This window comes from Alkalimarinus coralli, from assembly GCF_023650515.1.
GTDB classification, from domain to species: domain Bacteria; phylum Pseudomonadota; class Gammaproteobacteria; order Pseudomonadales; family Oleiphilaceae; genus Alkalimarinus; species Alkalimarinus coralli.
This window is the reverse complement of sequence record NZ_CP096016.1, coordinates 2,667,385-2,688,566: the sequence shown is the minus strand read 5'-3', so window position 1 is coordinate 2,688,566 and position 21,182 is coordinate 2,667,385. Positions and strand designations below refer to the sequence as shown.

Annotated in this window: 20 protein-coding genes; 8 read left to right on the top strand and 12 right to left on the bottom strand. The window is 45.8% G+C overall.

Going from position 1 to position 21,182, the window contains the following annotated elements; translation table 11 throughout:
* Nucleotides 1-20: 20 nt before the first annotated feature.
* Both MY523_RS11940 and MY523_RS11935 read right to left on the bottom strand, forming a co-directional pair.
* The gene (locus tag MY523_RS11940; RefSeq protein ID WP_250654929.1) at nt 21-518 is read right to left on the bottom strand and encodes a HugZ family pyridoxamine 5'-phosphate oxidase; all 498 of its coding nucleotides are present in this window, start codon (nt 516-518) and stop codon (nt 21-23) included.
* A 293-nt stretch (nt 519-811) separates the two neighbouring features.
* Nucleotides 812-973, bottom strand: a complete 162-nt coding sequence (locus tag MY523_RS11935; protein WP_250654928.1) for a hypothetical protein — start codon at nt 971-973, stop codon at nt 812-814.
* Nucleotides 974-1,334: 361 nt separating this feature from the next.
* Here MY523_RS11935 and MY523_RS11930 point away from each other — a divergent pair, with 361 nt between their 5' ends.
* Nucleotides 1,335-2,474 carry an acyl-CoA dehydrogenase family protein gene (locus MY523_RS11930; RefSeq protein ID WP_250654927.1) on the top strand — a complete coding sequence of 380 codons (1,140 nt, stop codon included), beginning with the start codon at nt 1,335-1,337 and terminating at the stop codon, nt 2,472-2,474.
* Nucleotides 2,475-2,514: 40 nt separating this feature from the next.
* Here the strand turns inward: MY523_RS11930 and MY523_RS11925 are convergent, their stop codons facing one another.
* Nucleotides 2,515-3,258 (bottom strand): sulfite exporter TauE/SafE family protein, encoded by a 744-nt coding sequence (locus tag MY523_RS11925; protein ID WP_250654926.1) that lies wholly within the window; start codon nt 3,256-3,258, stop codon nt 2,515-2,517.
* Nucleotides 3,255-4,889, bottom strand: coding sequence for a GMC oxidoreductase (locus tag MY523_RS11920; protein WP_250654925.1), 1,635 nt, complete (start codon nt 4,887-4,889; stop codon nt 3,255-3,257). Before MY523_RS11920 ends, MY523_RS11925 begins: the two co-directional genes overlap by 4 nt.
* Nucleotides 4,890-5,068: 179 nt before the next feature.
* On the opposite strand from MY523_RS11920, the gene MY523_RS11915 reads away from it, so the two are divergent.
* The 3 genes from MY523_RS11915 (at nt 5,069) to MY523_RS11905 (ending at nt 8,485) form a co-directional block, all read left to right on the top strand.
* Nucleotides 5,069-6,310: an L-lactate MFS transporter gene (locus tag MY523_RS11915; protein ID WP_250654924.1), complete on the top strand. Its 1,242-nt coding sequence runs from the start codon at nt 5,069-5,071 to the stop codon at nt 6,308-6,310.
* A 278-nt stretch (nt 6,311-6,588) separates the two neighbouring features.
* Entirely contained in the window at nt 6,589-7,215 is a 627-nt protein-coding gene (gene upp / locus MY523_RS11910; protein WP_250654923.1) for a uracil phosphoribosyltransferase, read from the top strand.
* A gap of 10 nt (nt 7,216-7,225) precedes the next feature.
* Nucleotides 7,226-8,485 carry a uracil-xanthine permease family protein gene (locus MY523_RS11905; protein WP_250654922.1) on the top strand — a complete coding sequence of 420 codons (1,260 nt, stop codon included), beginning with the start codon at nt 7,226-7,228 and terminating at the stop codon, nt 8,483-8,485.
* Nucleotides 8,486-8,569: 84 nt separating this feature from the next.
* Here the strand turns inward: MY523_RS11905 and efpL are convergent, their stop codons facing one another.
* The 4 genes from efpL to MY523_RS11885 all read right to left on the bottom strand — a co-directional run bounded on the left by efpL (nt 8,570) and on the right by MY523_RS11885 (nt 12,120).
* The gene (gene efpL, locus MY523_RS11900) at nt 8,570-9,145 is read right to left on the bottom strand and encodes an elongation factor P-like protein EfpL (RefSeq protein WP_250654921.1); all 576 of its coding nucleotides are present in this window, start codon (nt 9,143-9,145) and stop codon (nt 8,570-8,572) included.
* 80 nt (nt 9,146-9,225) lie between these two features.
* Entirely contained in the window at nt 9,226-9,831 is a 606-nt protein-coding gene (gene cobO / locus MY523_RS11895; RefSeq protein ID WP_250654920.1) for a cob(I)yrinic acid a,c-diamide adenosyltransferase, read from the bottom strand.
* A 7-nt stretch (nt 9,832-9,838) separates the two neighbouring features.
* On the bottom strand, nt 9,839-10,561 hold the full coding sequence (locus tag MY523_RS11890) for a hypothetical protein (protein ID WP_250654919.1): 723 nt from the start codon (nt 10,559-10,561) through the stop codon (nt 9,839-9,841).
* Entirely contained in the window at nt 10,540-12,120 is a 1,581-nt protein-coding gene (locus MY523_RS11885) for a cobyric acid synthase (RefSeq protein WP_250654918.1), read from the bottom strand. Before MY523_RS11885 ends, MY523_RS11890 begins: the two co-directional genes overlap by 22 nt.
* Nucleotides 12,121-12,374: 254 nt before the next feature.
* Here MY523_RS11885 and MY523_RS11880 point away from each other — a divergent pair, with 254 nt between their 5' ends.
* The 3 genes from MY523_RS11880 (at nt 12,375) to bfr (MY523_RS11870) (ending at nt 13,733) form a co-directional block, all read left to right on the top strand.
* Nucleotides 12,375-12,587, top strand: coding sequence for a (2Fe-2S)-binding protein (locus MY523_RS11880; RefSeq protein ID WP_250654917.1), 213 nt, complete (start codon nt 12,375-12,377; stop codon nt 12,585-12,587).
* A gap of 189 nt (nt 12,588-12,776) precedes the next feature.
* Entirely contained in the window at nt 12,777-13,247 is a 471-nt protein-coding gene (gene bfr, locus MY523_RS11875) for a bacterioferritin (protein WP_250654916.1), read from the top strand.
* An 18-nt stretch (nt 13,248-13,265) separates the two neighbouring features.
* Nucleotides 13,266-13,733 (top strand): bacterioferritin, encoded by a 468-nt coding sequence (gene bfr, locus MY523_RS11870; protein ID WP_250654915.1) that lies wholly within the window; start codon nt 13,266-13,268, stop codon nt 13,731-13,733.
* A gap of 466 nt (nt 13,734-14,199) precedes the next feature.
* Here the strand turns inward: bfr (MY523_RS11870) and MY523_RS11865 are convergent, their stop codons facing one another.
* The 3 genes from MY523_RS11865 to MY523_RS11855 form a co-directional block, all read right to left on the bottom strand.
* Nucleotides 14,200-14,304 carry an ATP-binding cassette domain-containing protein gene (locus MY523_RS11865; protein WP_275975310.1) on the bottom strand — a complete coding sequence of 35 codons (105 nt, stop codon included), beginning with the start codon at nt 14,302-14,304 and terminating at the stop codon, nt 14,200-14,202.
* A gap of 6 nt (nt 14,305-14,310) precedes the next feature.
* Nucleotides 14,311-15,531, bottom strand: coding sequence for an ABC transporter substrate-binding protein (locus MY523_RS11860; RefSeq protein WP_250654914.1), 1,221 nt, complete (start codon nt 15,529-15,531; stop codon nt 14,311-14,313).
* 160 nt (nt 15,532-15,691) lie between these two features.
* Nucleotides 15,692-17,740, bottom strand: coding sequence for a TonB-dependent receptor domain-containing protein (locus MY523_RS11855; protein ID WP_250654913.1), 2,049 nt, complete (start codon nt 17,738-17,740; stop codon nt 15,692-15,694).
* A 268-nt stretch (nt 17,741-18,008) separates the two neighbouring features.
* On the opposite strand from MY523_RS11855, the gene MY523_RS11850 reads away from it, so the two are divergent.
* Nucleotides 18,009-19,676 carry a PepSY-associated TM helix domain-containing protein gene (locus MY523_RS11850; RefSeq protein WP_256470529.1) on the top strand — a complete coding sequence of 556 codons (1,668 nt, stop codon included), beginning with the start codon at nt 18,009-18,011 and terminating at the stop codon, nt 19,674-19,676.
* An 81-nt stretch (nt 19,677-19,757) separates the two neighbouring features.
* Here the strand turns inward: MY523_RS11850 and MY523_RS11845 are convergent, their stop codons facing one another.
* Nucleotides 19,758-20,987 carry a DUF2325 domain-containing protein gene (locus MY523_RS11845; RefSeq protein WP_250654911.1) on the bottom strand — a complete coding sequence of 410 codons (1,230 nt, stop codon included), beginning with the start codon at nt 20,985-20,987 and terminating at the stop codon, nt 19,758-19,760.
* Between the last annotated feature and the right edge of the window lie 195 nt (nt 20,988-21,182).

Below are 21,182 nucleotides of genomic sequence, written 5' to 3'. Positions count from 1 at the left end.
CAAATCCATGGCAGATACGTTTATTTGCCTTTTGATTGCTTCACGGTTTGTAAGTTTTCCCCTTCAAGCGTAAAAGCCTGGCCAAACCCCTTCACATAATTAGCGGTTGATGGGGTGAGTTCAAATAGTTGAAAATCCGGCAGTGAGCGCAATAATTCAACTGTAGGGCCGTGCTCTGCCTGAAAGAGATCTAACAGCGTCTCCCATTGTTGATGTTCTCTGGGAATGGGGGTGGCGCTGCACTCAATGGTTAGCCGACGACGCGCGAACAGGTTTTTCGCATCAACTTCGTTTTGTATGAAAAAAAGAGAGAGCATAGGGTGGCGTAGAATATTTGCCGTATGTGATGCCAGTTCGCTAATAAAGATATAATAGCGCCCCGCCTGCTTAATGTAAGGGGCGTAGCTGGCTTCCGGGTTGCCTGCCGGGTTAAGCGTTGCAAGTTGAACGGTTTTAAACTGGTTAACCAGGTCTGAGGCTTCTTCTATTATTTCTTCTGAATTCACTGACTGATTCATGGTTTTCCTATAGTGGCCATTGGCCCTCTGCAATTGTGTGGAACTATGCTGGACGCTAATGCCCACCTGGAAGTAAGCATAGTCGGGCACTAATTATAGTCGGGAGCTAATTATAGCCGGAAGAACATTATAGTGGGCGTTGGTGGTTGTTTTAACTGTTGAGGGCGTACTTTTAGCTGTTAGTAACGGCCGTGAATGCTAAAAACATCTGAGCCCCAGCCGTTAAATCAGGAGTGTTCAGGCTGATCGCCACCTAACAGGCAAGCAAGATCCCAGAACCAGATGTTACCTGTTCAATCGGCAGCAAACCCCATGGTAATACTGTCACCTGCAGCAGCCGCATTGCTGGGCAGGTCGGCTCTTGCAGACTGAATACCGAACAACAGGCTTATGAGCAGTGCGAGTGAAAACCCTTTGATTAGTGCTCTGGTACGAGTGACATGACTTGTTTTCATTGTTTGTCTCCGTTCCCTTCGCTTTGGGTCAAGCGATTGTTTTTTTATTTTTTTATGAACCTCAGTCATTCTTTTATGTCAAACTGGCAGTTTTGTACAAAAAATAAACAAGTGTGAGCTGGTTAATGAGATGTGCGTCACAAAACTATGTTCGTGTCGAGATGGTTCACTGTGATCGCTGGAAGCCGTGTATCACTTCATTTCATGCTCTATGACTTACGTGATTTTTTTAGCTACTTAAATTGGTGGATTAGAGCATTGAGCAAAACAGTTCAGGCTTGAGAAACTGAGGGTATGCGCCCCTTGGTTTCATATACCAAACGGGGATACCAGAATAAGTAAAATATTGAGGAGATAGCCCATGCTGACACGCCCGTTGTTTGATTCAGATTTAGAAGGTTTTAGAGATGCGGTTAATAAGTTTTTTGTGAAAGAAGCGGTTCCTTTTCATACTCAATGGGAAAAGGAAGGGCAAGTTTCGAAAGAGCTTTGGCGAAAAGCAGGAGAGATGGGGTTTTTGTGCCCGACAGCGCCTGAAGAGTATGGTGGTGTAGGGGCTGATTTTAGATATAGCGCTGTAGTGATGGAAGAAGCCTCTGCGCTTGGCCTATCGGGGGTCGGCTTTTCCCTTCATTCGGATATTGTCATGCCTTATATATTGCGCCATGGTACTGAAGCGCAGAAGCAACACTATATACCCAAGCTGATTAGCGGCGAGATGATTGGGGCTATCGCGATGACTGAACCGGGAGCGGGTTCAGATTTGCAGGGCGTGAAAACGACGGCAATAAAAAAAGGCGATAAGTACATTCTCAATGGCTCTAAAACGTTTATCACCAATGGTCAGCTTTGTGATCTGGTCATTGTCGTGGCTAAAACAGACCCGAAAGAAGGTGCTAAAGGCACCAGTTTGTTTATTGTTGAAACAGGTACAAAAGGGTTCGAAAAAGGTCAGAATCTTGAAAAAGTGGGCATGAAAGCACAGGATACCTCGGAGCTGTTTTTCCAGGATGTTGAGATACCGGAAGAGAATTTACTGGGTGATGCAGAAGGCAGAGGGTTTGTTCAGCTAATGCAGGAGTTGCCGCAAGAACGACTATTGGTTGGTCTTACGGCCATGGCTGCCTGTGAAGCTGCGCTGCAATGGACCATCGACTATGTTAAAGAGCGAAAAGCCTTTGGCAAGCCGGTTATGTCGTTCCAAAACACGCGTTTCAAACTGGCCGAACTTAAAGCCGATATTATCGCTGGGCGTTGCTTTGCAGATCGCTGTTTGGAACTGCACCTGGACAAAAAGTTAGATGTGCCTACGGCTGCAATGCTTAAACAGTGGACAACTGATTTGCAGTGCAAGGTGATGGATGAATGTGTACAGCTTCATGGCGGCTACGGATACATGTGGGAGTATCCTATTGCGAGGGCCTGGGCTGATTCTCGTGTTCAGCGAATATATGCCGGAACCAATGAAATAATGAAAGAGATCGTCGCTCGATCGCTATAAGTGGTTTGCCGCTTCTGACCCTGGCTTTAGCTGCGCTAAGTTATGCCCAGGTGACGAGGACTCTTATGGCCAATAGGGTAAGCAGCCCCTTAAAAAGCACTTTAAATTGCTTTTCGGGGAGCTTGCCCAATACACGCAAGCCGATTTTTGTGCCTATGTACCCCATGGTTATCATCAACCCCAGCAGTGGTAGCCATTCAGTAAATGCGAACCCCGCGAACCCGAAAACCACTATCTTGAGTAAATGTTGAAGCGTCATGCAGCTTGAGAAGTTAGCGGTATAGATCCAGCGGTCAACCCCGCTTCTTCCCAACCAGGCAGAGACAAGCGGGCCAGTTGCGCCCACAGTCATTGTTGCTAGCGTGGTTAACCATCCGCCGAGTAGCAACCCGGTGGGCGTTTTTCCCAAGCCAAACTCCGGCATCGGCCCCCAGCATAACCACAGGATAAACAGTGCAACCAGTGGTGGAATTATTTCGGTGCCGATGGCGCCCAAAAGAAAAACGGCACAGCCCGATGCGATTACGGCACCTATAGCAAAAAGACCCACCACCTGTTTGTCGATGTGCTTGCGGGTGAGTACTGCGCGTGATCCGTTTGACCCCATTTGCACCAGACCGTGTAAAGGGATGAGTGCGAGGGGAGGGACTAAGTCGGCCATTACGGCAATTAAAAACGCACCCCCGCCGACACCCAACGCAGCAGTGATAAATGACCCTAAAAAGCTACTTGCTGACAGCAGCGCGATGGTAACCGGCGATAGGCCTGCAAACCACTCAGTCATTCAGGCTTCTCGTTTTCGGGGTTGTTTGTTTCAGGCCTCTCTTTTTCAGGTCTATCTTTTTCTGGTCTCTCTTTTTCAGGAACATAGCTCATTGCTCGTTCGGTCAGTGCGGTAATGGTCAGAGATGGGTTTACACCAATATTGGCGGAGATCGAGGAACCATCGCAGACATACATGTTTTGATATCCAAACACACTGTGTTTTGAGTTGATGACGCCTTCACTCGCGCTGTCACCCATGCAGGCGCCACCGAGAATGTGTGCGGTAGTCGGTATGCCCATGAGCGTTTCGGAAAGTAAAACAGTGGGTTTTCCGTCAATGATCTCAGCGTATTTTTCTCCAAGCTCCTGCGCCTCGGGTATAAACGCGGTAGGCGCTTCGCCTATATCTACGCGCGATTTCATCCCGAATAGGCCGCGAGTAAACTTTAGCGTGCTGTCGAGTGTTTGCATAAAGAGCAGTATTTGCGTTCGTTTTGCCCAGTCGTCAACAGTTGCCACCCTAAAGTTTTTGACCGGATGGCGTAGCCACTGCCAGGCCATTTTTGCAATGCGGGTGATAATATTGCCACCTCTAACCATAGGCACCATGGCCAGCCGCCAGAAGCCTGCACCTGCAGAATAGCGCACTGCCTCCAAATGGCTATGGTCGTCAGTGTGCAGCAGCGAGCTAATAGCAATGCCCTCAGAATAGTCGTTCTCTTTACTGGTTGTTGTCACCGGAATTAAGGCTTCTGAATTGGTGCGAATACCGTAACCGAGTCGGTCTGAAATTCTGGGTAATGAGGTTTCTTTAAGTTTTAAAAGCAGCTTGATGGTTCCCATAACGCCACCCGCAAAAATAATACCTTTGGTATGAAATGTTCCAGATTCACCGAAATAGCGAGTTGAGTTTTTCCAGTCCACGCTATAACCATGAAGGCCGTCAGCAAGATACTCTCTTACATCGATGACTTCTGATTCGGCTTGAATCTCTGCACCATTCTGTTGCGCAAGATAGAGGTAGTTTTTATCCAAGGTGTTTTTTGCGTTGAAGCGGCAACCGAGCATACAGCCGCCGCAAAAAGTACAGCCTACGCGTTCCGGGCCTTTTCCGTCAAAATAGGGGTCTGCGACTTTCTTACCCGGTTCGCCAAAAAATACCGCGACATTAGGGGCTTCAAAACATTCCTCTTTTCCCATTTGTTTAGCGAGTGTTTGAAGGGCTTCATCGCCGTGCTCTTTTCGGGGAGATGGCGTTGCGCCCAGCATGGTTAATGCTGTTTTGTAGTGTGGCTTAAGCTCTTCTTCCCAGTTTTCTAAATGACGCCAGCTATCCGCTTCAAAAAACGTTTTTTTGGGCACTGGCAGTGTGTTGGCGTAAACCAGCGATCCGCCACCGACACCAACGCCGGATAGTACGGTGACATGGCGGAAAATTGTCATTTTAAAGAGTCCGAAACACTTTAACAGTGGTAGCCATAGCCACTTTTTTAGCTTCCAGTTGGTTGTCGGGAAGTCTTTGGCTTTGAGCCACTTTCCCTTTTCCAACACTAATACCTTGTAGCCTTTCTCTGACAGACGAAGGGCTGATACCGAGCCCCCAAAACCGCTGCCAACAATGATGTAGTCGTAGTCGAAATGCTTATCCATGCTCGTTCCTTATTATTCTGGTCTCTGAACCATTGTCTATCAGATTCAACGGTGATCACAAGAGGCTCTTGATCTTATACAAGTACAACGTAATCAGAATTCGTTTAAATGCACAAGTTTATGACGACATTGACCTGAATACAGAAAGGTCGGGCACTCACTGCGAGAGGGGATGGTAGATGAAGAACAAGGGGTGGCAGGTCACCTTAGCGGGTACAGGCATTAACCTGGCGTTAGGGGTACTTTATACGTGGAGTATTTTTAAAAAAGAGATTACCGAATCGATTCAGCAAGGTGGGGTGTTTAATTGGAACTTGTCGTCTATTAATGACCCCTACGCGGTTGCTTGTCTTACGTTTGCCTTAACGATGGTTGTTGCAGGAAAGTGCCAGGATCGTTTTGGCCCCCGTGTTACGGCTATATTGGGTGGGGTTCTGGTTGGTGCAGGTTTCTTGCTTATCTCTCAAACCGCAGATTATTGGGGCTGGATTATTGGCTTTGGCGTACTTGCAGGGGCAGGTATTGGCTTCGGTTACTCATCTGCGACCCCTCCCGCTTTACGCTGGTTTCCATCAGCCAAAACCGGACTGATTGCAGGTATTGTTGTATCAGGTTTTGGCCTGGCTCCGGTTTATATTGCCCCCTTAGCGGCCTATATGACAGGCGCTCTTGGTCTTCAGAGTACGATGATGATACTGGGGATCGGTTTTACGGTGATTGTATGTTCGCTGGCCATGCTGCTATCTAACCCACCTGAAAACTATCGTGTGAACGAGCCGGCCGCCGCTGCGGTTGTTCCTGCACAGGATTTTGCTCCATCACAGCTATTGAAGGAGTCAAAATTCTATATTCTCTGGACGATCTACTTTATTGGTGCAGGTGCAGGGCTCATGGTGATCGGTAGCGTTGCAGGCATGGCTAAACAGAGCATGGGAACCATGGCGTTTATGGCGGTATCTATCATGGCTGTGGGAAATGCTGGGGGCAGGGTTGTGGCAGGTCTGTTGTCTGACCGAATTGGGCGTGTCAACACACTATTTGCCATGCTTATATTCCAAGCGGTACTCATGTTTTCTGCTATTCCATTATTGGGCGGTAATGATGCCAGTGCGGTGGCGCTTATTCTGTTAGCAACGTTTATCGGCTTTAACTACGGCACCAACCTTTCCTTGTTTCCGGCTTTTGCCAAAGGGCTATGGGGCGCGAAAAATTTTGGAACCAATTACGGTATGTTATTTACTGCATGGGGAGCGGGTGCATTTGTACTGGTAAGAGTGGCGGAAGTATTAAAGGCATCCAGCGGTTCTTTTACCAGCTCTTTTGCGGTTGCCGGAGGCTTGCTGGTTCTAAGTGCTCTGCTAACGTTTATGCTTAGAGAAAAGCAAACTGTCACGCGTCTTAGTGTTGCTCACGCCTCCTAATTTTCTGCTGGCCTGAGTTAAAAATATAGCGATACCCTTAGGTGAATATCTAAGGGTATTTTTTTGCCAGCTGTAAAAATAAGTTGTGCGTTTATCTTGCAGAAATGATGGGTTGAAAAAAACGATAATCGAACGCTATTTTGTTTATAACCCCATTACTTGACGTTATACTCTGCTCCAATTTGAGGCATTGGGATTGTGCACGGAATTTGGTTTACAGGTTGCTCATTGATGTCTCATCAAATCATTTTACTCTTCGCAAATTCTATAGGTGAAGTATGCCGGTACATGAGATTAAACACCCATTGGTGCAACATAAATTAGGGCTGATGCGTGAAGCTGATATCAGCACCAAACGCTTTAGAGAACTGGCAACAGAAGTTGGCTGCTTGTTGACCTATGAAGCGACTAAAGATCTTGAGCTTGAATCCAAAACCATAGAAAGTTGGGCTGGCCCAATAGACGTTCAGCAGATTCAAGGTAAGAAAGTGACCGTAGTGCCGATATTAAGGGCAGGGCTCGGCATGATGGACGGCGTATTGCAGCTGGTTCCGAGTGCTAAGGTGAGTGTGGTAGGGCTATACCGTGATGAAGAGACACTGGAACCGGTTCCTTATTTTGAAAAACTGGTGGGAAAGATAGAAGATCGTATCTCTCTGGTTATTGATCCTATGCTGGCGACCGGCGGCTCAATGGTGGCAACGATTGAAATGTTAAAAAATGCTGGCTGCGACCATATTAAGGTTCTCGTACTTGTTGCGGCACCTGAGGGCATTAAGCGAGTGGAAGATGCATACCCGGATATTGATATCTATGTTGCTTCGGTTGACCGTTGTCTGAATGAGAACGGGTACATCTTGCCTGGCTTAGGCGATGCCGGTGACAAGATATTCGGTACTAAGTAAGGGGAACGGAATGAATTCGACTTCCTCAAATGCAAGCCGCGCACCGGCCTGGCAAAATGCATTAGCAGGTTCTCAAATCCTGCTTGTTGCGTTTGGTGCACTGGTACTGGTGCCGCTGATTACCGGGCTTGATCCGAGTGTTGCGCTTTTTACTGCCGGCGTAGGGACTCTGCTTTTTCAGTTGGTAACGAAAAGAACCGTTCCGATCTTTCTGGCTTCCTCGTTTGCTTTTATTGCACCTATTATTTATGGCACGCAAACATGGGGGCTTGCGGCCACCATGGGAGGGCTGGTGGCCGCAGGTGTGCTATATATATTGATGAGTATTGCGATACGCATTTACGGCACTGACTTTTTAGATCGATTACTACCGCCGGTGGTGATTGGCCCGGTTATCATGGTGATTGGGCTCGGCTTGGCACCTGTGGCAGTAAATATGGCGATGGGTAAAACCGGTGATGGTTCCGCTGAGCTAGTCCCATATGCCACTGCGCTGATGGTGTCGCTAACGAGTTTGGCCGTTACCTTGCTGGTGGCGATTAAAGGCCATGGTATTTTTAGGTTGTTGCCTATTCTATCAGGCATTTTAGCGGGTTATGCTCTGTCTCTGTCGTTAGGGCTGGTCAGCTTCACCTCGCTGGATGATGCAGTGTGGTTTGCGGTGCCCAACTTCATTATGCCGGAATGGAACTGGCAGGCGGTGCTATTTATGATTCCTGTGGCGATTGCTCCAGCGATTGAACATGTGGGAGATATCCTGGCGATTGGTACTGTGACGGGTAAAGACTATTTCAAAAAGCCAGGCTTGCAGAACACCTTGCTAGGCGACGGTATCGCAACAGGGGCGGCGGCGATGCTCGGCGGCCCGCCAAATACAACCTACTCTGAGGTCACAGGAGCGGTTATCCTGACCAAAAACTTCAACCCTGTGGTTATGACCTGGGCGGCAGTGTTTGCGATTCTGCTGGCCTTTGTCGGTAAATTTGGTGCTCTTTTACAAACGGTGCCGACACCTGTAATGGGTGGGATTCTGATTCTGTTATTTGGTTCGATTGCGGTTATTGGATTGAATACACTGATTAAGTCGGAAGTTGACCTCTCTGAACCCCGAAACCTCAGTATCGTCTCACTGGTGCTGGTGTTCGGAATCGGCGGGATGGCGATTGGTAATGGTGAAATGGTGTTAAAAGGTGTCAGCCTGTGTGCAATAGCGGCGGTTGTATTAAACCTGATATTGCCATACCCAAAAGCTGAGCCAGCCAACGAATAACCGGCAAAGAACTAAGAAAAGGCAATCGCAAAGGGCAGGCATTAGGTTGGTGAACTAATGGCCTGCCCTTTGTTTATGCGCTATTTACTTGGAGTCGGCGCGGCTGACAAACTTGCGCTCGTCAACGCTGATGGTAATTCGTTCGCCTGTTGAAATATGCTCTGGCACTTGAACGGTTAGTCCGGTGGAAAGAATTGCCGGTTTTGTTCTTGCTGTTGCAGAACCGCCTTTCAGTGCCGGGTCTGTCTCAACAATATCAAGGTCAACGTTGGCAGGCAGGTCCAGCGCTATTGGCGCATCGTCAACAATGACGACCATCAAACCTTCGGTATCTTCATTTATGAACTGTAACTCTTCTTCAATTCGCTCTTTGTTAAAGCTGTAAGATGAATAGTCTTCGTTATCCATAAAGACGTATTCGTCGCCATCAGAGTAGGAAAACTTCGCAGGGCGACGTGTTAAGTCTGCGAGGTTCAGCATGTCTGAATCTTTGAAGGTCTCATCAATTTTATTGCCGGTCGCAACATCGTACATCCGCATACGATAGATACTTCCTCCAGCTCGACCTTGCGGCACTGAACGCTCGATGGTTCGGATGACGTAGACGTTGCCGTTATACTCGACGGCGGCATTTTTCTTTAGTTCACTAGCTTTTGGCATCTTATTCAGCTCTAAAATCAAAAAATTAAGGTTACTATAAACTGTTGATGAATCAAAGATAGCGGGCTGCTCATGGGGGACTAATAGTCCACCCCTTTCCGTGCCATGATACCCGCGGTATAAGCATGTTTGATGTCGTTTATTTCTGAAACTGTATCGACCAACTCCCGAATCGCCTTACCGCCGCCACGTCCGGTGACCACAACGCTCTGATTTTCCGGACGATTGCGAATGGCATCCAGTACTTTCTCCTCGTTTAGATAGCTATAGGCCAGCATATAGGTGAGTTCGTCCAGTACTACAAGGTGCAAGCTTTCGTCTTGCAGCATCTGTTCGGCGTGCTTCCATGACTTTTCAGCAGCGGCGATATCAGCGTCTCTATCCTGAGTATCCCAGGTAAAGCCTGTTCCCATCTGATGAAATTGAACTTCAGGGTGCTGGTCTCGGATGAATATCTCTTCCCCCGACAGTTGTACGCCTTTTATAAACTGCACAATGCCGACGTTGTAACCGTACCCGAGGCAGCGCATGACCATGCCGAAAGCGGAACTTGATTTTCCTTTTCCATTGCCAGTTAAGAGAATTGAAACGCCGCGTTCGATATTTGCATTAGCGATACTCTTATCGACCTTCTCCTTTTGTTTTTCCATGCTGGCTTTGTGTTTTGCTGACTTAGAATCACTCATAGTGGGCCTATAGTTTGAACTGATTGATTATTTTCAAGGATTCAGTGTAATGGTAATCCAGTTGCGCATCAGTATAGCGATGTTTTTGCTGTACAGGGCAGCTTAACCGGGCGTGACAAGTATTCATGCAGTTGGACTCAGCCTGCTTTCTATAATTGATACAGGTGTTGATATTGAGGCTACCACTCTCACATGCGCCTGCCGGGCAGTGACTAATGCAGGGTTTATGCTGACAGCTAGTACAGGGTGATGGTGGCTCGAAAGGGGGCGATACTTTGAATTGGCTATTGGCCAAAATAACCGCACGATAAGCAAACCAAGTCCCCCACTGTGAGTTGATTCCCACTTTAAACGGTGACTCATGATGCCAGCCTGCTAACTGGCCAAGGGTGATCAAGTTTATGGTTTGCGATAGGGGGTAAACAAGCTCATAGTTCAGCGTTGGGTGCGCGGTATTAAGCCAGTTAGTGATAGTGGCCTGACTGAAGTCATCAATCCGGTTTTCAGGGTGGGGCCTGGTCTGGGGTAAAAAATTCCAAAGCTTGCGCCCCCCATGGCCAACTAAAATCAGCTGTTGGTACTTTGACTGTTGTAGACCAAGTGAGTCAATGATGCTGTGCGGTAGCGCTGAAATATTGAATACATGTAACAGGTTTAAGCCGTTGTCACTCAATATTTCAGGTTTGAGTTCTTGATAGACAGGCATCTTTACTCTGCTAACTCGTTGCATTGAAATAACTTATCCAGATCCAGGTGCTGCTCAACGGCATCTGCCAGTCGGTTGATCGATGATTCACGGAGCTGTCCGTAATCAATTTGGGTGGCTTCTTTTAAACCCGCCCATATCAGCAGTTGTTCCAGTGCTTCTGGTTGATCAAACAGGCCGTGTAAATAGGTGCCAGCAATTTGGTTATCGTTAGAGAGTACTCCGTCGCTGATGCTGTCGCCGTTAATGTTGTCGTTGTTAGGGCAGTTGTTATCGCTAATATGAGTACTGCCAACGCTCGCGCGGCCCAATGTCAGCATGGGGTTGTTGAGCGCTTTACCACGGGTAATACCGGCGTGAATCTCATAGCCAGTGACGGGCACTTCTGGCTGGTCTGGCAGCTTGAGTGTTCCGGCAACACGCTTTAGCTGTTTCTCTGGCTCCAGTTCGGTGCTCATTGACAGCAGATTCAGGCCGGTTTCATCTCCAGCAGTACCTTCTATGCCTAGAGGGTCTCGAATACTTTCGCCCAGCATTTGATATCCACCACAGATGCCCAGCAACTTGCCTCCATAGCGCAAGTGTTTGTGTATCGCTTCTTGCCAGCCTTGATGTTTGAGCCACTGAAGGTCTTTCCGTACATTTTTGCTGCCGGGTAAGATAATCAGGTCAGCCGGGGGAATAGCGTCCCCTTCTTTTATGTAGCTAAACTTTATCTGAGGGTGTAGCCGAAGAGGGTCAAAATCGGTGTGGTTGCTAATGCGGGGGAGTAACGGAACAATAACGGTTAGAGATTCCTGATGATCTCCACTATCCTCTTTTTCGATACAGTTCACGCCATCTTCAGCATCAATGTAAAGGCCGTGTAAATAAGGGAGAACACCCAGTACAGGTTTATTGGTTCTCTCTTCCAGCCAATCCAGCCCTGGTTGTAGCAGGGCAATATCACCTCTGAACCGGTTAATAATAAAGCCCCGTACCCTGGCTTGTTCTGAAGGGGATAGAAGCGCTAACGTCCCGACCAGATGTGCAAACACACCGCCTCTATCGATATCTGCCACAATTACTACCGGACAATCAGCTTGCTCAGCAAAGCCCATATTGGCGATATCGTTTTGCCGAAGATTGACCTCGGCAGGGCTACCGGCACCTTCGATCATCACATAATTAAACTGGCTTTTTAAGCGATTGAAGGAGTCAAAAACGGCTTCACGAGCGGTGTTTTTGTAGTCATGGTATTGCTTCGCCTGCATGGTGCTAACGGCTTTTCCCTGTATGATCACCTGCGCGCCCTGATCTGATGTTGGCTTCAGCAGCACCGGGTTCATATCGGTAATCGGGTCAAGCTCACAGGCCATTGCCTGAAACGCCTGTGCTCGACCAATCTCGCCCCCATCGGTTGTTACTGCGCTATTCAACGCCATATTCTGTGGTTTAAACGGCGCAACAGGAATCCCCCTTCGCTTTAACACCCGGCAGATACCAGCAACCAGCGTACTTTTACCTGCATCAGATGTTGTGCCTTGAATCATTAATGTACCTGATAGGGAAGGGCAGGCCGAGTTTGCATGTGCTTCTGTCATGAATGGCAACTTATATAAGGCTATGAATTGATTGAACGGGAATGCTATCAGGCATAGGGCAGGAGTCAATTAAACATTATTATCGGTAAAGAACTTTGCAGGTCTACTGCGCGCTTTCGCCATTTTTTGCCTTGTCTTTGTGTCGCTTATGACGTCGTACAAAGGTTTTCATTAAAATTAACAAAAATTTAATTGATAAGCGTTCTCATTTGCATATAATAATGATTATTGAAACTTAATACGGGTCTTTAAATATGTTGGTGTGCATCTGTAACGGTATTACTGATAAAGATATTGAAAATGCAGTTCATGAAGGCGCTACCGGATTTCGTGATGTTCACGCCGCTCTGGGTGTAGGTGGATGCTGCGGGCAGTGTGCTTCTTACGCAAAAAGCCTTGTTGAAGATACCGTTTCCCAGTTGCAGTTATCCAATAATTTTCACCTGGCTCAAGAGATTGCCTGTTAATCTAAATTACTTGCATTAAGATTATCTTTATAATCATGTAGTTGCATATTATCTTTTACTATTGGACAACCTCTTCTAATTGCCAAAAATAGTTGGCACTCCCTCCCTATCGTCTATACTATCCAACCTATACTACAGTAAATGGTTAACTCCATTGGCTCTTCACGCTAGTTTGAAAAGGTTTTCATTATGAAAGGCGATAAAAAAGTCATTGAGTTACTTAACAAGTGTTTAGGTAACGAGCTGATAGCGATCAACCAGTATTTTCTTCATGCGCGAATGTTCAAGCACTGGGGGCTGGCTGAGCTAGATGAGCACGAGTACAAAAAGTCCATAAAGGATATGAAGCAAGCGGATAAGCTTATCGAGCGGGTTTTGTTTTTGGAGGGGATTCCAAACCTGCAAAAACTGGGCAAGCTATTGATTGGCGAGCACACTCAGGAAATCCTCGAGTGCGACCTCAAACTTCAAACAGTGACGTTGCAGGATTTACGAGAGGCCATCGAATATTGTGAGTCTGTGTCTGACTATGTCAGCAGAGATCTGTTGGGTGGCATTCTGGATAGTGAAGAAGAGCACCTGGATTGGGTTGAAACACAACTTGATCTAATTAATAAGGTGACTATCGAGAACTATCTTCAGTCTATGATCGGCGATTGATTTTTTGGGAGTAAAATTATGAAGGGCAGCAGTAAAGTAATTGACGTACTGAATGATCTATTAGCCGGTGAGTTAACGGCGATGGATCAGTATTTTGTTCATTCCAGAATGTATGATGACTGGGGGCTATCTAAGCTGTATGAGCGCATTGGCCATGAGATGGAAGATGAAACCGGTCATGCAGATGCAATGATAAAGCGAATATTGTTTTTGGAGGGTACCCCTAACTTAACGAAGCGTGAGCCTCTGAATATTGGTTCTACTGTTCCTGAAATGCTGCAAAGTGATCTTGATCTTGAGTACTCAGTGGTCAAAAACCTTAAAGCAGCGATCGCGCTGTGTGAAACAGAGCAGGATTATGAAACCCGAGCGATGCTGGTAAAGCAGCTTGAGGATACAGAAGAAGATCATGCCTACTGGCTCGAAAAACAGCTAGGGCTAATCGACAAGATTGGCTTGCAAAACTACCTACAGTCAGTGATGTAGTTCCTGGCCTGTATGGTCGAATATAAATAAAGGGCTTTTCGGCCCTTTTTTGTTTGCCCAGCGAAGCTGGCAAACCCGTCCACTTGAAAGAAAGTGGAATCACCCTGACTAAGGGGAAGATAATCTGAATGGCAAGGGCGTCACTGGCCAACGGTGGGGTCTGAAGGAAGCCATAGGAAGTTAGAGATACACAACTAACCGTAACCTGTTTCGGCGGTGTTGGTGGGTCAGCGTCCAAAATAACGGACTTTAAGTCTATGATGAGCTGCAATTTACTAAATATGTGTACACAAGTCGCTTGATCAGCAGGGCACGTATTATAGGAACGTTAGCAATAACGGTCTCTGACTGCCACGGTCATATAAGGGAGTAATCAAGGTCAGTTATTGCGGTCATGGCTGGCCACCAAAGCAGTCGTTCGCCTCTGAGTCGTTTCATCACGAATAGTTTCCAGAGCATTCAATTGTCAGTCAAGGTCTAATGCACTCGCTGGTTCATCAAGTAATAATAGTTTCGATTGGCGCGCCAGTGCTTGTGCTAGCCCAATCATTTGGCGCTGACCATTAGACATTTTTTGTCATGGTTGACTCATCGCCTTGTCCGGCTGAGTGGTTGATGTGGTCTCAGACCTTAAGGAACCCTTATTCAGCATCACCCAATAGGTTCCTTGTGCCGGGAATGGCTGAAAACGCTCATATAACTCATTTAAAGTAGCGTGTGGGTCTAGTTCCTGAAACGTCTTTGGATATAACCACTTAGCAAATACCTGAGCAGCAACTACATTAAGAGGTGTGTTATAGAAATGATGCCAGATAGCGTAGGCTCGTCCTTGTTTAACTGCTTCCAGCTGTTTTACACCGCGTGTATTGGATGCAGACAGAGCGTTATGAAATGACGCTCTAGCCACATCTTCAGATATGTCGGCTCCTAATACAATATAAGGTGGAATGTTATCTGCGTGGGAGGTATTCCCCGCTGTCCAAGTGTCTTTCGAACCTACAGCGGTTGCTATGTAGGCTTGCGGTTGAAATGTTAACAAGTGTTCCAGGTTTATAACTCCGGCAGCCCCAGGTACGATGTTTTTAGCCACGTTATTGGCGCCCACATAATCAGAAAAGTCTGCCATCATTCCTCGCACCATTGTTTCGCAGCACATATCCAGTAAGCCTACCCGGCTATGAATAAATACGCTGGTAGGCGTTAGTGAGCTGTTTCGTTGCGACAAGCCATCAGTCACACGCTGTAATTGTTCACGGTAGAATTGATTAAATGCTTCTGCTCGCTGTTCTTGTCCAAAAATTTTACCTAGCAGTGCAATACTTTTTGGGGTGTTTTCCAGCGGTTTTTTACGAAAATCAAGAAAAACGACGGCAACGCCTGCTTGTTCCAATTGTGTTACTACGTGTGCATGCCTCGCGGTGGGGCCATGGCCTTCCAAGCCAAAAATAGCAACGTCTGCTCTAAGGGTTAATACCTGCTCGACACTAAAAGAGTCTGCAGAGGTATGACCAATCAGGGGAATATTTTCAATCTCAGGAAATTTTTTTTTAAACTGCCGGTAAGTACCGGGCGCCGTTAATTTAAGGTCTGCCAGCATGCCGACGATTTTCGAAATCGGATCTTCTTCAACAATAGCTAATGCAGGGATGTAGCGGCTTTCACCTAAAATAACCCGCGCTACATTGACAGGAATAGTCACCTCACGTCCGGTCAAATCGACTACGGTACGAGATGCCTCTGCTAAACTAATACCACTAAAAACAGAGAACGTAATAAATAACAATAGTGACTTGGTCAAGCACCTAAATACTGGATACATTAATTTACAGCTCTATGAAGGCCGCACTGCTATCGGTAACAACCTGTTTAATTAGACTTCAGAATAAGTAAAAGAGCGCTTTCGGAATGATAGCGAAAGGAAGTACGCACCACTCCAAAAGCAACTCCAAACTAAAGCGTTAGATGCGCCATGCAGCGGTTAAGCGAATATCTCGCCCAGGTTCGGGCTGACCAGCAATGCTTTCATAACCGGGTGAGCCTGTAAGGTCTTCACTGCTTGCATGATCAAGGTACTGTTTATCAAAGATATTCTTAATAGTGAGTGTTAGCGTAATATCTTCATTTGAGGTTGGTAGCCAGCGAGCATAGATATCATGTACACCATATCCTGCCTTTCTAAAGTCAGAAATAGGGTAGCGAGGGTCATTCCATGTGTCATTAACGGAAATATCAATACCTTGAACGAATTCAGCTACCCAGCCAACGAGCAAGTCATTATTAATATCATAAGAGATATCAGTTACTAACTTGTTACCCATTGAAGTAGCTGTTGAACCCGTTATGTAGCGGAAAGCATCTTGACCATCAATTTCAGTATCTGCGCTTATAAAGCTAAGTGCAGCTGTTAGGTTGTTCCAAACATAATCAGCCTTAATATAGAACCCCGTCGTTTCGATATCATCATCGGCGTTTGTATAACCTTTAGTTAGAACCGCATCTTCAATGGTTAGGGAGTAAACACCACCAGATAATCCAAAGTTCTGATTGCTATAATCAAACCCTAGTTCATAGTTTTTAGATGTTTCACCTTTTAAGTCCGGGTCTCTAACGTTACCGTTTGCTGCGTAGACTAAAGAACCATCTCTAACAGTAGGTCCACGAAAGGCTTGAGCATAGCCAGCACTGATACTAAAGTCTGATGTGATATCGTAGTTTGCACTGATATTCGGGCTTACAGCGCTATCTTCAAGGTTTTTGGTAGCGGCCTCTTCATCGACTTCATACTTATCATAACGAGCACCTGCTGAAAGCGTCAGTTGATTTGTTACGGTGATAACATCCTGAAGATAAACACCTCTGGCTTCACCGGTTTCTTTGCCATTAAAGGTACTGTCAAGCAAACCCGCATAACTACTTTCGTCATCACGGTAGTTGATGCCGTAAATTAACTCATGACTAGCAACCAAACTGGTATTTTGAAGTGTCAAACCATGGCTTTCTACAGCCTCACGATCTATGTTGGAAAACCTACCTGTACTGGTACGTTGCTGTTCGTTATTCGTGTTATAAATATTGAACATCACATCAATATAATCATTATTAACAGAATCAAATTCATAATTAAGGATAGCGGTATCCCGGGTTACTTCCGTAGGCGTCTCATAGCTTGTGCCTGGGGTCACGATCCACTCGGGGCGGAAAGGCAAATCGCCTTCTTCCTTAAGCCTTTCATAGCTTACAGTTAGCTTCTGCTCTTCGGTCAAGTTAGCAACCAGTTTTACGTAGCCATTTAGATTTTCGCTATTGGTACCGAGAATGTCATCACCGTTACCATCTTCCAGGTAGTCAGAATCAGCACCTATAACACTCGCCAAAACACTAACAGTATCAGACTCATCGCGGGCAAAAGCGGTTGTTGATACTCTATAACCTTCACCGTTGCTGTAGTAAGTACCTTTGACCAAACCGCCCGCTTGCTCACCGGCATTTAATAGGTCACTTGGGTCTTTAGTGACAAAGCGAATCGAACCACCTAAAGCACCGAAGCCAGCTGCTGCGCTACCTGGGCCTGCTTCAATTTCAACTTGTTTTAATAATTCAGGTTCTATGGCAACGCGACCTGCGTGGTGGAACGCCGCACCGGCTTGTTCTGCCCCATCAACGGAAATATTTAATTCATTTTCCCCAATATTACGAAGATAAAGTTTCTGACCAAGGCCTACTGCACCGCCTGCATTCACTTGAGGGTCTAGTTCAAATATTTCGCCTAAGCTAGATGCGGTTGTTTTTTCAAGGTCTTCTGACGTTATCAGGTTGTCGATACCGCCAGTAGCCTGACCTTTAATCACTATCATGTCAGTGTTGCGAACGTCTTCTGTCGCTTCAGGAGTCGCAGTTTGTTTGGTATCAGCTTCCTGAGCTATGGCCTGTGTACTTATTGCACTGGCTATTGATACCGCCAGAAGACTAAGCCTGTGTTTATGAGTGAAACGTGTTAACTGGGGCATTACTACAACCTCTGTATATTATTAATTAATGGTAATGATAATCATTGTCATTTGTGTGAGTGTTAAAATACAGGGTTTTTACAATTGTTACATTTGGCTCCGGAGGACAATAGCCGGTATTTCTAGCCCGTTACTTTTTTATCTGTATTTATGGTGTTCGGAAGGTCTCTTAATTGTAAATGATAATGGTAATGGTTATCATGCGCATTAGTATTCATAATTAAATTCATTTTGAACGTTCTATTTTCTACAAGATGCCTCAATCGATATGCTCTCAAAAAAATATAATGCCCGCCGGATAGCCCATTTCATTCATGGTTTTTTTGGACTTAAATTAATGCTTCTTTTAACCGTAGTGCTCTTATCGGGGACTTTAGCGGTTATAGCTGAGGAAATTGATTGGCTTATTTACGATGAGATTCGGGTAACGCCTGTTGGCGATAGACTGAATGAAGGTTTGCTGTTTGACAAAATAAAGGAGGCCTATCCCAAGATTGGCTTGTCTGCCTTTAATACTGCCAATGACCGTACGCATACCGCAGCTAGTGCCATGTTGACGCTGCCGGATGGAGGCTTTCGTAACGCATGGATTGACCCTTATACAGGAGAGGTGAAAGGGGATACGCCGCTACTGAGTGTTGGTAACTTTATATCTTTTTTACACGCGTCTCTTTATCTGCCTGTCATAGGCCGAAGCTTGGTTAATGCTTTTGGGGTGTTTTGCCTGGTTAGTTTAATTACAGGGTTAATAAGTTATCGGTATTTTTGGCGAGGCTTCTTTCAACTTCCTCGCTGGAAAAGAGGGCCTAGAGTGTACTTGAGTGATTTGCACAAACTGGTGGGGTTATGGAGTTTATGGTTTGTGCTCATTATCGGAGTGTCTGGTTCATGGTGGTTTTATCAGAATCCTCTTGAGCGGTACTTTGGGGTGCCGAAATTAACGCCATCTTACTTGACGGAGCCTGTAGTAGATCATGGAGACTTAAGTCGGCTGGGTCCAAATACGCCTATACGAGCATCTGCTGAGGATGTTGTGACGGCTGTAAAAACAGAACATCCGGATTTTGAAATTCATATGTTGAACCCACCGGATCATAATGGCTTACTCTACAAAGTGAGAGGGAGCTATGGTGACTTTTTGGTGAGCCGCACAAATAGTGTAATTTATGTTAATCCTTATACGGGGAAGGTCGTCGAAAACAGACCTGCTTCTGATTGGAATGGTATGCAAAGATTTGATGCCGCTATGAGACCTTTACACTACGGCAGTTGGGCTAACAGTGGTGTGGCAGACCTATTGGTTAAACTGATTTGGTTTTTATTTGGTTTTGCATTAACCGGAATGTCGATTTCAGGCGTGATGATTTATTATAAGCGAACTTTTAAGGCGCGTAATAAAAACTTACCTCAACCCTCATATGGTAGAAAACTTAAGAAGCTTTGGTTGATTTTACGTCCGTGGGGCGGCTCTATGTCGGGTTTTAAGTATGTGAATGTGCTTTTTGTTGCTGGAATTCTAGCAGGGTGTGGCATTGCTTACACGCTGGGAAGTCAAGGGACGGTCGGGTCAGGTTTTGTCTATCAGAAACAGGCAATAGGGCCTTGGACGTTATCATTTAATGCGGTAGCAGGTTTATTAGAGAAAGACCTGCCTCCGATTCGAGCTGGTCGGAGAACAACGCTAAATGCGACTATTGAAGCCGGAGACGCCTCTCAAATTAAGTTTATGTATGCAAGGGTTGGTAAGCCTAGAACAACTCGAGCGCCAGGTGATGTCATTCATGGCCCATTGGGGATGCAGCATGCAAATCTGAAAATCCCGGAAAGCCTAAAAGACTCTGCGGAGTTGTGGATAACGATCGAAGACTGGAGTGGTCAGTTTTATCAGTCTTCCTGGTCGTTGATGCCTAACGGTAAAGAAACACGAGACTTGTAAGCGTGAACCTGGTCTAACTGGCTTACTCTCGTAACCTTATATGTTGTAGTGAGTCACACAGATCAGGCGTTATTCGTAACGCTAAATCATTACTTCCTCTAATCCTTTTGTAAATGATGATAGGCTTGCGTGTGGGATCATGATAAGTTGCTTCGTTTGACTCTCACAGTGCCTTTTCACTCTATAGTATGCGTCGTGGCTAACACAGTCAGTTGGGCAGAGAACCGCATCTGCTTGAGCCAGCAATGAATTGAGCTTTGATTGACTTTCTTCTTTTCCTCCATCGTGATAAAGAAACGCACCATGACATTGCTCTACTAACGCTCTAAAAAAAGAGCATTGACTGGCTCGCCCCCCTACATAAAGAATATTTAAGCCAGTTAGGTTTCTAAGTGGGCACTCTTCTGTTTCTGAAAGCTCGCAACTCTTATTGCAGTGGTCGCTCAACAGCCTGTTGAGTGTTGATTCTACAGCTTGTTTCTCGGCTCGGTGTATAACCAGTTCTTGTTGTAGATGTTCGTTATTTTGAGCGAACTGTTTAAGTTTTATCTCCAAGCCGCTTGAATGCTGTTCAGCTTGTTGTGCTCTTAAAGCGGTTACCTCAAGCTGTTTACCAAGGTTTTTGAGCTGCGCGAGTCCTCCCTCTTTTTCTATAATGTCCAATTTCTGTTTTTCTATCTCTAGCGCTTTCATTTGAGCTTTGTAGTATCGTATCTCTTTATTTAAACTTCTAATGTCAGACTCTTTTTGCCGCAATTGAGCGGCCATGGAAGAGGTGGTTTTTGAATGAGCTTCATTGGCCATTTGTTTTTGTGCTCGCAGTTTTCCCACAACTTTTATGTCGTTTCGCGTTGATGCGCCCGATATGTGAGATAACATATGCACTTCACCTGTTACTCGTTGCAGCAGGTTGTTGTCTATATGCGGGTTAGTGACAATGGCCCAAAAGGCACCTGCAACATCCCCACTTTCAAGGGCTTCACTCCAGAGTTGTTCAAACTCTTCAAGTGATCTTGCTTTAGCGTAACGCTTTATTTGCGAGCTATATTTTTTATCGAGAAACTTTTGAATATAGCGAATTGGGTCACTGGCGGCACTGACTGAGTTAACAAAAATGCTGTGCAACTTATAATCAGTCATTTTACCATCTGTCGTAATTTGGTATTTTTTTGTGATTTGCTTTAGCTCTGCCAGTGAAAGGCACGTTCCAATAATGCTGCAGTGATAGGCCTTATCAAGATGCCATAGCTTTTTTCGGGTTAAATGACTTGAACGAAGGCTCGATGTCTTGCTGTTTGAAGGGGCGCACATAACGGCTTTCTCTAAGCTAAATCTTATATTTTATGCAAATGATAATTATTCGCAATAAAATATTAAGAGATTAAACGATTATTGTGCTGAGGGAGTAGGGGAGCGTGTGGCAAATTTGTTGTGACAATTTGCTTATTAGAGAGCTTTGCACGATGTTATGAGCGAAGCAAAGACAAGGCAAAAATGACGAAAAAG

Coding starts and splice junctions, on each gene's coding strand:
- MY523_RS11940 (WP_250654929.1), bottom strand. CDS start 518: ATGAATCAGTCAGTGAATTCAGAAGAAATAATAGAAGAAGCCTCAGAC.
- MY523_RS11935 (WP_250654928.1), bottom strand. CDS start 973: ATGAAAACAAGTCATGTCACTCGTACCAGAGCACTAATCAAAGGGTTT.
- MY523_RS11930 (WP_250654927.1), top strand. CDS start 1,335: ATGCTGACACGCCCGTTGTTTGATTCAGATTTAGAAGGTTTTAGAGAT.
- MY523_RS11925 (WP_250654926.1), bottom strand. CDS start 3,258: ATGACTGAGTGGTTTGCAGGCCTATCGCCGGTTACCATCGCGCTGCTG.
- MY523_RS11920 (WP_250654925.1), bottom strand. CDS start 4,889: ATGGATAAGCATTTCGACTACGACTACATCATTGTTGGCAGCGGTTTT.
- MY523_RS11915 (WP_250654924.1), top strand. CDS start 5,069: ATGAAGAACAAGGGGTGGCAGGTCACCTTAGCGGGTACAGGCATTAAC.
- upp (WP_250654923.1), top strand. CDS start 6,589: ATGCCGGTACATGAGATTAAACACCCATTGGTGCAACATAAATTAGGG.
- MY523_RS11905 (WP_250654922.1), top strand. CDS start 7,226: ATGAATTCGACTTCCTCAAATGCAAGCCGCGCACCGGCCTGGCAAAAT.
- efpL (WP_250654921.1), bottom strand. CDS start 9,145: ATGCCAAAAGCTAGTGAACTAAAGAAAAATGCCGCCGTCGAGTATAAC.
- cobO (WP_250654920.1), bottom strand. CDS start 9,831: ATGAGTGATTCTAAGTCAGCAAAACACAAAGCCAGCATGGAAAAACAA.
- MY523_RS11890 (WP_250654919.1), bottom strand. CDS start 10,561: ATGCAACGAGTTAGCAGAGTAAAGATGCCTGTCTATCAAGAACTCAAA.
- MY523_RS11885 (WP_250654918.1), bottom strand. CDS start 12,120: ATGACAGAAGCACATGCAAACTCGGCCTGCCCTTCCCTATCAGGTACA.
- MY523_RS11880 (WP_250654917.1), top strand. CDS start 12,375: ATGTTGGTGTGCATCTGTAACGGTATTACTGATAAAGATATTGAAAAT.
- bfr (WP_250654916.1), top strand. CDS start 12,777: ATGAAAGGCGATAAAAAAGTCATTGAGTTACTTAACAAGTGTTTAGGT.
- bfr (WP_250654915.1), top strand. CDS start 13,266: ATGAAGGGCAGCAGTAAAGTAATTGACGTACTGAATGATCTATTAGCC.
- MY523_RS11865 (WP_275975310.1), bottom strand. CDS start 14,304: ATGTCTAATGGTCAGCGCCAAATGATTGGGCTAGCACAAGCACTGGCG.
- MY523_RS11855 (WP_250654913.1), bottom strand. CDS start 17,740: ATGCCCCAGTTAACACGTTTCACTCATAAACACAGGCTTAGTCTTCTG.
- MY523_RS11850 (WP_256470529.1), top strand. CDS start 18,009: ATGCTCTCAAAAAAATATAATGCCCGCCGGATAGCCCATTTCATTCAT.
- MY523_RS11845 (WP_250654911.1), bottom strand. CDS start 20,987: ATGTGCGCCCCTTCAAACAGCAAGACATCGAGCCTTCGTTCAAGTCAT.